The 9,490-nt window shown below is 67.7% G+C and carries 6 protein-coding genes; 2 read left to right on the top strand and 4 right to left on the bottom strand.

All coding sequences use genetic code 11. The features are described from left to right. Nucleotides 1-72: 72 nt before the first annotated feature. Nucleotides 73-1,287 carry a hypothetical protein gene (locus tag AC5JJ2_RS09000; RefSeq protein WP_495857644.1) on the bottom strand — a complete coding sequence of 405 codons (1,215 nt, stop codon included), beginning with the start codon at nucleotides 1,285-1,287 and terminating at the stop codon, nucleotides 73-75. 404 nt (nucleotides 1,288-1,691) lie between these two features. On the opposite strand from AC5JJ2_RS09000, the gene AC5JJ2_RS08995 reads away from it, so the two are divergent. Further along, a complete protein-coding gene (locus tag AC5JJ2_RS08995) occupies nucleotides 1,692-3,122 on the top strand; it encodes a serine/threonine-protein kinase (protein WP_495857643.1) in 1,431 nt (476 codons plus the stop codon). 131 nt (nucleotides 3,123-3,253) lie between these two features. On the opposite strand, the gene AC5JJ2_RS08990 is transcribed toward AC5JJ2_RS08995, so the two are convergent. Continuing rightward, complete coding sequence (locus tag AC5JJ2_RS08990; protein WP_495857642.1) at nucleotides 3,254-6,616, bottom strand: PVC-type heme-binding CxxCH protein; 3,363 nt, start codon at nucleotides 6,614-6,616, stop codon at nucleotides 3,254-3,256. 265 nt (nucleotides 6,617-6,881) lie between these two features. Between AC5JJ2_RS08990 and AC5JJ2_RS08985 the strand changes: the two genes are divergently transcribed. Then, the gene (locus AC5JJ2_RS08985) at nucleotides 6,882-7,604 is read left to right on the top strand and encodes a hypothetical protein (RefSeq protein ID WP_495857641.1); all 723 of its coding nucleotides are present in this window, start codon (nucleotides 6,882-6,884) and stop codon (nucleotides 7,602-7,604) included. Between the two features lie 3 nt (nucleotides 7,605-7,607). Here the strand turns inward: AC5JJ2_RS08985 and AC5JJ2_RS08980 are convergent, their stop codons facing one another. Together AC5JJ2_RS08980 and AC5JJ2_RS08975 are read right to left on the bottom strand one after the other, a co-directional pair. Further along, nucleotides 7,608-8,501, bottom strand: coding sequence for a metallophosphoesterase family protein (locus AC5JJ2_RS08980; RefSeq protein ID WP_495857640.1), 894 nt, complete (start codon nucleotides 8,499-8,501; stop codon nucleotides 7,608-7,610). Nucleotides 8,502-8,527: 26 nt separating this feature from the next. Next, nucleotides 8,528-9,325 carry a S8 family peptidase gene (locus AC5JJ2_RS08975; RefSeq protein ID WP_495857639.1) on the bottom strand — a complete coding sequence of 266 codons (798 nt, stop codon included), beginning with the start codon at nucleotides 9,323-9,325 and terminating at the stop codon, nucleotides 8,528-8,530. Between the last annotated feature and the right edge of the window lie 165 nt (nucleotides 9,326-9,490).

Genomic DNA, 9,490 nt, shown 5'->3' with positions numbered 1-9,490 from the left:
GGGGAGGGAGGTTACCCCCCTCCCTAGCCCTCCCCCCCAAGGGGGGAGGGAACAAAAGCCAAGAATGATCGCTTACTTGCCTTCCTTCGCCCGCAGGTCGCCCTCGAGCTTGCCGGTCTCGCGGAGCGTCAGCCCGACCTCCCGCTGGACGGCGAACAGGTCGGCCTCGACCTTCTTCTGGGCCGCCAGTTGCGCGTTCACCGCGGCGGTCAGTTGCGCGAGTTCCTGCTTCAGGTTGTTCAGCTGCACCGTCCGCTTGTCGAAGATCGCCTGGTCGTCGGCCAGCGTCTTCGCCAGCCCGTCCGCCACGCGGGTCTGCTGGTCCACGAGCTTGCTGTTCTCCAGCGCGAAGCTGGCGAGTTGCTCGTACTCCACGTCGTGGTTCTGCTGGTCGGCGAACCGGGCGTCCCGCGTCTGGGTCGCGATCGCCTCGATCCGGGACACCTGCTCGGTGATCGCCAGCAGGTACGTCTTCAGCCCGACGGTGAGGGCGACCCGCTTCTGCCACAGCGGGGCCGGGTTCAGTTGCATGAGCAACTGCGCGATCTTGACCCGCCGCTCCTGGTCGCTGCCGGTCGGGCCGGCCGGCCCGCCGGCGGACAGCCTCGCGAGTTCTTCCTTCGGCTTGTTGTCCTTCGGGCTGGCGGCGATCTTCGCCTTGATCTCCTCGACCTGCTTGCGCACGTCCTCGGGCCGCTGCGGGTTCGGGGCCGTCGTCACGGCGTCGAACTTCGCCTTCAGCCGGTCGCGGGCCTCCTTCGCGCTCGCGGCCAGTTGCTGTTGCGGGACGCGGTAGAACAGGTTTCGGACCGCCTGCCGCTCCTCGAACGTGTCGGAGAGCGTCATCAGGAGGCCGGGGACGAGGAACCCCTTCGCGTCGATCGACCCGCACAGGAACGAGACCCGCGCCGCGTCGTTCGCCATGCCGTCCACGGTCTGGCTGAGCTTCGTGTAGACGGCGTTGACCTCGTCCAGCTGCGTCTTCGGCGTCCCGGACCCGCCGAACGCCGTGTCCACGCCGCTGAACACGCTATCGACGACCTTCTTGCTCACCGGCTTGGCCGTCGCGATGCCGTTCGGCCCGGTGACGGTGACGGCCATCGTGTCCGCGTCCAACTCGCCCAGGTCCTTGACCGGCTCGACGGCGAGGCCGTCCATGACGATCTCGTACTTGAGGGCGGCCGTGTTCAGCTCCCGCCGCTTCGCGTAGTCCTGGGACGCGAGGAACAGCACGCCGAACGCGAGCAGGACGTTCACGAACAGCAGCACCTTGCCCAGCGTGGACATGAGAGTCATCCCCTTCGCGAGTCGTCGCCGAGGCGGCCCGGCGGGGCCGGGAGATTCCGCGATTTTCTGATTGTGCCGGACGCCGCCCGCGATGACAAAGGATTTTGACCGGGTAACGCGCGGGAGATCGGTAAACCGCGCCCGACGCGGGCGCGCCGGGCGATTCCGCGAGCTATCTCGATAATACCGGTTAACGGGGTTAACACAATCCGGCCCGGTTCGTTTGTGCGGCGGTCGTAAAATTCGGGCATGGTTACCCCCGGCCGGCCGGCAAGTCGGAAGTTTTCTCCCAGGTTTGCCGGCCGTAAGGTATAAAGGTAGGAGCCGCCAGACCGTCCCTTCGGCCCGCCGGCACAGGCTAGGATTGGTCGCCCACTACATCGGACTGAGTCCCACCCAAGCCCATGGCGCACGAAACCGTCCTCCGGCAAGTCGGCAACTACGACCTCCTCGCCAAGATCGCCGAGGGCGGGATGGGGGCGGTCTACAAGGCGCGGCACGTCACGTCCGGCGACATCGTAGCCATCAAGATTATTCCCCCCGAGACGGCCAAGAACCAGACCCTGCTCAAGCGGTTCGAGCAGGAATTCCGGGCCGCGAGTCTCTTCGACCACCCGAACATCGTCAAGGCGATCGAGTATTGCGGGACGGCCACGTCCCCGTTCCTGGTGATGGAGTTCGTCAACGGCGAGTCGCTCGGCCAGCGGGTCGAGCGGTACGGCGTGCTGGACGAGGCGGAGGCGGTCCGGATCATCATGCAGGTGTGCGACGGGCTGCACCGGGCGCACAAGCAGGGCCTCGTCCACCGGGACGTGAAGCCGGACAACGTGCTCCTCACCCAGGACGGCGTCGCGAAGCTGTGCGACATGGGCCTCGTCAAGGACGTGGAAGGGGAGATGAACCTGACGAAGACCGGCCGCGGGCTGGGGACGCCGCACTTCATGGCCCCGGAGCAGTTCCGGAACGCGAAGAACGCGGACGTGCGGTGCGACATCTACTCGCTCGGCGCGACCCTGTACACGATGCTCACGGCCGTCATCCCGTTCGCGAAGACGAGCCCGCTGGACTGCTGGCTGAAGAAGACGAAGAACGAGTTCGACCCGCCGGCGAAGTTGAACCCGCGGGTGAGCGACCGGGTGAACAAGGCGATCCTGCGGGCGATGAGCGCCGACCCGGCCCGCCGGCCGGCGAGCTGCCGGGAGTTCATCGAAGACTTGACGGGCCAGCCGTGGACGGCGCGGGCGGACGGCCCGGCCCCGGCGAACGTCGGCTCCGTAACGCCGCTGGGCAACCCGCCGCCGCCGCCGACCAACGACCTGTGGTACATGGTCTACCGGGACGCTGCCGGGCAGTCGAAGACGGTGAAGGGGTCCACGGCCCGGATCGTGGACAACCTGAAGACCGGGGCGCTGGGCGACCCGGCCGGGATTCTGGTCTGCCGGACGAAGGCGGGGCCGTTCCTGCCGATCAAGAACGTGCCGGAGTTCCGGGTACTGATCGTAGAGCCGGCGGCGGTGACGCCCGGCCAGGTGGCGTCCGGCCGGTCGCCGGCGCAAATCTCCTCGCACGCGCGGGCGACGCCGTTGACGACGGACACGCCGCCGAGCGCCCCGCCGGCGCACCGGACGACGCCGGTGAAGGCGGATTCGCCGATGAAGGCCGGGACGGGGCCGCACCCGGTCCGGCCGGTGCGGGCGTCGAAGATGACGATCGAGACGCAGAAGGTGGACGTGCCGGAGGCGAAGTCGTTCTTCGAGAACAAGTACATGCCGTGGATCGCGATCGGCCTGGCGATCGGCACGGCCGTCGTCGGCGCGTACCTGTTCGCGCGGTGACCCGCGGACGCACATTCAACCGCGAACGGCCTGTCCATTGGACGGGCCGATTTCATATAGCCGCCGGCTTGCCGGCGGGGTTTTGGGGGCGCGAAACCCCGCCGGCAAGCCGGCGGCGATATAGAGTTGCCCTACTGCCCGTCCGCGTACCGCAGCTTCCGGTCCGGGTCGAGGAATCGCACGTACACCCACCGCGCCGCCCCCTTGTGGGCGACCGTGATCGTCAGCGTGTGCTCGCCCTTCGGCAGCGACACCGCGAACTCTTCGCCGTCCGGCGACGGGTTGATCGTCCGCGTCCCCGTTCCCTTGCCGACACTCTTGCCGTCGAGCGCCACCTCGAACGAATCGCCGGCCCCGACGAACAGCTTCGTCGTCACCGCGTCCGTTGCCGTCACCTTCGCCTCGATCACCACCGGCTTCGCGTCCTTCGACTCCGGCAGCGGGATGCGGCCGCCGGCCGGCGCGCTCACGGCCGTGCCGTTCAGCGTCACGTCGGTGACGAACGGGTGGGCCATCACGTAGCGAATCAAATCCCGGAAGTTCTCCGGCGTCAGGTTGTTGCCCAACCCCTCCGGCATCATCGACTTCTCCAGCACCTTCACCGGGCCGTCCAGGTCCTTCTTCGCCACCTTCTTCAGCACGCCGTTCTCGACCTTTAGCGTGATGAAGTTGTCGTCCTCCTCGGCGAGCACGCCTTGCAGGCTCTGGCCGTCGAGCGTGTTGAGCTGCCGGACGAAGTACGGCGCGCCGATGACGCGGTTCGGGTCCAGCACGTTGCCGAGCAGGTACTCGATGTCCCGGCCCGCGCCGTCGAGCGCCGGGCCGACGTCGTTCCCCTTCCCCTCGAACTTGTGGCACTTGGCGCACTGCACCTCGAACACCTTCGCCCCGCGGGCGAACGAGCCGGGCTTCGCGTTCAGGTCCGCCCGCGTCTTGTCGATGAGCTTCGTCAGCTCGTCCGGCGTCGGGCGGGTGCGGCCCCACACGTCCTCGATCATCGCGTTCAGCTTCTTGTCGTTCAGCCCCTGGATGCGGCTGATCGTGTTGTCCGTCACCAGGGCGCGGTCGATGATCTTCGTCTGCATCCCGGACAGCAGCGCCGCCGCCCACTCCTTGCGGCCGGCGAGGGCGGTGACCGCTTCCGCGCGCACCGGCGGCGAGAGCTTGTCCCAGTTCGACACGAGGCCGATGGCCACGTCCTTGTTGTTGATGCCGCCGAGCGCCCGCACCGCCTCGACGCGGATCGCGTCCGCCTTGTCCTCCTTCACGAGCCGCATGAGCCCCTCGACGCTCTTCGGGTCGGCGTACTGCGCGACCTGCCGGATGGCGTCCAGGCGGGCGGCTTCCGGCTGCTTCTCGTTGCCCATCTGGGCGAGCATCCGCTGGAACACCTGCGGGTCGCGGAACGAGACGGCGATCCTGCTGACGAGGTCCGCCGTCGCCGGGTCGCGGTCGCGGGTCGTCGCCTGGCGAAGCTCGGCCCACCCGGTCGGCGGCTTGAGCTGCTGCCCCTGCACGGCGGTCGCCAGCCCTTCGAGCGCCCTCTTGCGGGCGGCGGCGTCCTTGAGCGAGGCGACGAACTTGACGGCGACTTCGAGCTGCTTCGCGTCGTTGGCGGCGACGAGCCGCCGCACGACCTTTGGGACGATCTGGTCCGTGACAAACGCGTTCCCGGCCGCGTTCTCGGCGAGCCACGCGAGTTCCGCGTCGAGCGGCGACGTGCCCTCGACCGGCTTGCCGTTCGCGTCCGTCCCGCCGGCCTTCGCGGACGTCTTCATCAGCGCCTTCTCGTAGGCGAGCCACGTCAGGTGCGGGATGAGCGGGTCGCTCGCGTCTTCCTTGCGGGACATGAGGGCACGGACGAGGGGCGTCACGTCGTGTTTCGCGGAGAGGCGAATCGCGGCCGACGCGAGTTCGCGACGGAAGCCTGGGTGCGCTTCCACCTTCGCGCTGCGTGCCATCTCGTCAACCATGTCATCCGCGACTCGATTCGCTTGAGTGAGCAAGCGAATCCCCCAGCCGGCAATGATCGGTTCCTTCTTCAGGAAGTCCGGTTCTGCGTCGCCACCCTTTTCCTTGTGTTGGTGTTCGTTCAGTCCGAGCGCCGCCGCGGCCCAGGTAACTCGAATGAGTGGCAACTTCTCCGTCTCGGTGACCACATCGCGCGGGAGCGGAGGCGTAGGCGAGGGTCGTTCAGAAAGAAGCCGCGTGGCGGTTCGATACGTGTACGGGTCCGGCGATCCGATCGCCGCAATCAACTCAGCGACACTCTTCTTCCCCAGGTCCTCCGCCTTCTTCGGCGTCGTCCCCTTGAGCTGGATGCGGTAGACGCGGCCGCGGTCGTAGTCCCAGTCGTCCGGCTTCGTCTGGTGGCACGGGTTCTGGTCGTGCCAGTCGATCAGGTAGATGTCGCCGAGCGGCCCCCACTTCAGGTTGATCGGGCGGAAGTTCTTGTCGCCGCTGACCAGGAAGTCGTCGCCGCGGCTGGCGACGTAGCTGCTGCCGTTCGGCTTCAGCACGTTCTGCTTGAGGCTACAGCCGTGGATGCTGCCGAAGATGACGCTGTTGCGGAAGCGTTCGGGCATGTGCGGCACGTCCAGCGAGATGAGGCCGGCGTGCGCCCACCCGGACTCGCGGTGGAACGTGTGGTCGCTGATCTCCTTCAGGTAGCCGTAGTGGTACGGGTTGTAGCTCGCCCCGCCCTGCCGCTGGTAGATGCCGCCGGGGACCATGTGGTACAGGTGCGGGATCACGCAGCACGCCAGGATGAACTGGCCGTCGGTGTTCCGCCAGTCCATACCCCACGGGTTGCTCGTGCCTTCGCTGAAGATCTCGAACTTCTTCGTCCTCGGGTGCAGCCGCCAGACGGCGGCGTTCATCTTCACCTCGCCGCCGTCGGCCGTCTTCACGTCGCTCTGGGTGAAGACGCCGTGCAGCCCGTAGAGCCAGCCGTCCGGCCCCCACTGGAACGTGTTCAGCGTCTCGTGCGTGTCCTGGCTGCCGAACCCCTTCGCGAGGATTTCGAATTTCCCCGGCTTGTCGTCCTTGTTCTCGACGAACCAGAGGTACGGCGGCGCGCCGACGTAGACGCCGCCGTGCCCGACCTCGATGCCGCTGGCCATGTCGAAGGATTCGGGGAAGTCCTTCCCCTCGGCGAAGACGGTCCGCTTGTCGGCGTCGCCGTCGCCGTCGGTGTCTTCGAGGATGGCGATGCGGTCCCGCGGCTTCTGGCCCTTCGGCGTCCGCTTCGGGTACTCGAAGCTCTCGACGACCCAGACGCGGCCCTTCTCGTCGAGGGTGAACGCGATCGGGTTGGTCATCATCGGCTCGCCGGCGAACAGCTTGACCTCGAACTCCGGCGCGACCTTGAACCTGGCGACGGTCTCGTCCGGCTTGAGGTACGGCTGGCCGGAGCCTTTGCGGTTGTCGAACCCGAATTCCTTCTGGGCGAATGCGGGGGCCGCGATGACGAGCAGCGCGAGGAGAGCACGCATGGGAGGCGTCCTGTGCGGATGGTGTGTGGGGAAATGGTACGGGGCGTGAAGATGAGCGGCGACGCGGCCCCCGTTCGACTTCCGAAGTCCGGCTTCGACTTCGGAAGTCGAAGCGGGTGAGGGGCGTCCGTGGACCCGGCGAACGCCACTGCGCGGGATCGACTTCCGAAGTCGAAGCCGGACTTCGGAAGTCGGGGTGATTTGTTCTATGCTTCCCACGGGTCCATCCCCGAGGAGGGCGGCCGTGTACCAGCATCAAAATCTTGTGCCCCTCCCGGAAGACGCGGCCGCGGAGCTGCCCCGGCGGTTCGAGACGAGCCAGGCGCTCGTCCTCGTCCCCTTCGCGTTGGCCGTGGGGTTACTCGTCGCCGGCGGGTTTCTCTTCGTCGAGTGGTCGAAGGGCGGCCTCCCCGGCAAGAGCGGGATGCTGCCGTTCTTGTTCCTCCCGTGCGGGGTCGTGTCTCTCGGGATCGGGTTCTGGAACTTGCTGTGGCCGAAGTGGATTGCCGTCGGCCCCGACGGGTTTGAAGGGCCGGACGGGTTCGTGCGGTGGGAGGAGGTCGAATCCGTCGCCGAGCAAGTCGCCGACCTGTACGCCGGCATGGTGAAGCTGCGGATTTGGATCCGCTCGGCCGGTCGGACGGTCGCGTTCTCCCACTGGCAGGTCGGCGAGCTGGACCGCCTCCTGGCCGTCGTCCACGAGCACACGGCCCCCCGGTTGCTCGCCGAGACGCGGGCGGCCCTGGGCCGCGGCGAGACGACCGACTTCGGCCCGATCGGGGTAACGCCGGCGGGCCTCGCGATCGACGGCCGGACGGTTCCCTGGGCCGACGTTGATTCCGTGTGGCCCGACGAGGCGGGCGATGTCGGGGTGTGGGTCCACGGGGCGAACCGGCCGGTCCTGGACGTGGAGGCCGGGAAGGTCGGTAACCTCCGAGTGCTGTTGCAACTCGTCGAGGAAATGAAGCCGAACCTGGCGGCCGTGTGACGGCTAGACGGGCAACTCCAACTCCGCCCGCTCGGCGTCGAGGTAGTTCTTCGCCAGCATGTCGAACCGCCGCCTCTGGACGGTGAGCTTCGTGCCGTCGAGTTCGTACTCGTTGTACATCCACCGCCGCGTCTGCGTGCAGCTGCCGGCGCAGATCACCGGGAACGGGATCTCCCCGCCCGGCGGCAGGACGTACCCGCGGTGCAGGTGGCCGTGCAGCCACAGGGAAATCTTGCACCGCTTCGCCACCTCAATCGCCTCGGCGTGGTCCCGCAGCCGGTGCGTCGGGTGTTCGACGTTCCCCTTCGCCGTCCGCAGCGGGTAGTGCGTCACCAGGATGCGAGGGCCGTCATCTAACCGCTCGCACAGTTTCTCCAGCCGCTCGAACTGCGGCGCGCCGATGGTCCCGCTCGCGTCCCACAGCGCCCAGTTCGGGGTGGCGCTGTTCACGGCGACGAACCATGCGTGCTTCACCTTACGGGCGAACGGGTACGTGTGTTCATCAACGCGGACGCCGTCGAGCCACGGGGCGAAGTGCTTCTCGAACAGCCCGGCCCGGAACGCCGGGCGGGTGTAGTAGTCGTGGTTGCCGGGGACGCCGACGGTCGGCGGGAGCGTCGGGTCGCCGACGCCGAGCTTCTGGGCCGCGAGGTGGAACTCGTTCTCGAACGCCAGCTTCGTCGCGTCGCCGGAGAAGACGAGGTGGTCGAAGCTCCGGGTGCGGAACTCGTTCAGGAGGACATCGACGACCATTGGCGCGTGCTTGAACCGCGCCCCGCGGCCGAGCAGCTTGACGTTGATCCAGCCGGTGAGTTTCTTCGTCAAGAAGTCGCGCGGCCGCCAGCCGAGGTGCTTGCTCGTGAGGTGGACGTCGCTGAACTGCGCGAAGCGGAGCATGGCGAACTATTGTACGCCGATCCGCATCACTTCGCGGCGCGGAACATCCAGTACAGGATCGTCTTGATCTCGAACGGCTTCAGGTCCGGCTTCAGCGAGAGAATCCGGGCCGCGATCCCGGCGAGGTGCGGGGTCGCCCAGCTCGTGGCCGGCTCGCGGGCGAACGGGCCGAGGTAGCCGCGGCCGTGGGCCTGGAACTCGATGTGGTCCCGCAACTGGTACGCGAACCGCAGCGGGTCGTCGAAGAGGCCCTTGTCCACGGAGATGAGCGGCGGCGAGAACACGGCCGGGTAGCTCCGGGTGACCGGGTGGTCGTTGTTCGCGGCCGCGAACACGAGCACGTCGCGGAAGTACGCCTCCTCGATGGCGCGGAAAAGCTGTTGGCGGCGCGGGAGCTGTTGCAGCCGGTGTTCCGGCACGCCGAGCGAGAGGTTGACGACCTTCACGTTCCACACGTCGATGGCGTGCCGCAGGGCGGCGATGACCGTCTCGACCTCGCACGTCCCCTGCGTGCCGAACACGTCGGCGGTGTAGAGTTTCACCCTCGGCGCGAGCGTCAGGATGATGTCGGCGACGGTCGTGCCGTGCGGCGACGACTGGTGGCCGGTGTAGGGAAGGATGTCGGGTTTGGGGCCGCGGAAGACGGCCCCCTCGATGGGGCGGATCGGCGTGCCGGCCTGGGCGAACTTGTCTTCGAGGAGGCCGCGCTCGACGCCGGAGTCGAGGACGGCGACGGCGACGCCGTCGCCGGTCGCCCGCGGGTCGCGGAGCAGCCGCTCGGGCGTCAGGAGGGAGAAAATCTCGTCGAAGACGGTCACGGCCACGGCAATCCTAATGCGGGTAAGCGGAATCCAATCCGCGCGGCGTCGAGCTACCGTTGCGGAACCAGTCTGACGCCAAGCCGCCGCGAGGAGCCTCTTGTTCCCTCCCCCCTTGGGGGGGAGGGTTAGGGAGGGGGGTAAGCTTCCCGCCGCGGACGCGCTCCTTGC

Source organism: Limnoglobus sp. (assembly GCF_059499385.1).
The sequence above is the reverse complement of the archived record's forward strand: the minus strand, read 5'-3'. Positions and strand labels throughout refer to the sequence as shown.

Excerpts from the sequence above, each read along its gene's own strand:
- AC5JJ2_RS09000 (WP_495857644.1), bottom strand. The coding sequence starts at position 1,287 with ATGTCCACGCTGGGCAAGGTGCTGCTGTTCGTGAACGTCCTGCTCGCG.
- AC5JJ2_RS08995 (WP_495857643.1), top strand. The coding sequence starts at position 1,692 with ATGGCGCACGAAACCGTCCTCCGGCAAGTCGGCAACTACGACCTCCTC.
- AC5JJ2_RS08990 (WP_495857642.1), bottom strand. The coding sequence starts at position 6,616 with ATGCGTGCTCTCCTCGCGCTGCTCGTCATCGCGGCCCCCGCATTCGCC.
- AC5JJ2_RS08980 (WP_495857640.1), bottom strand. The coding sequence starts at position 8,501 with ATGCTCCGCTTCGCGCAGTTCAGCGACGTCCACCTCACGAGCAAGCAC.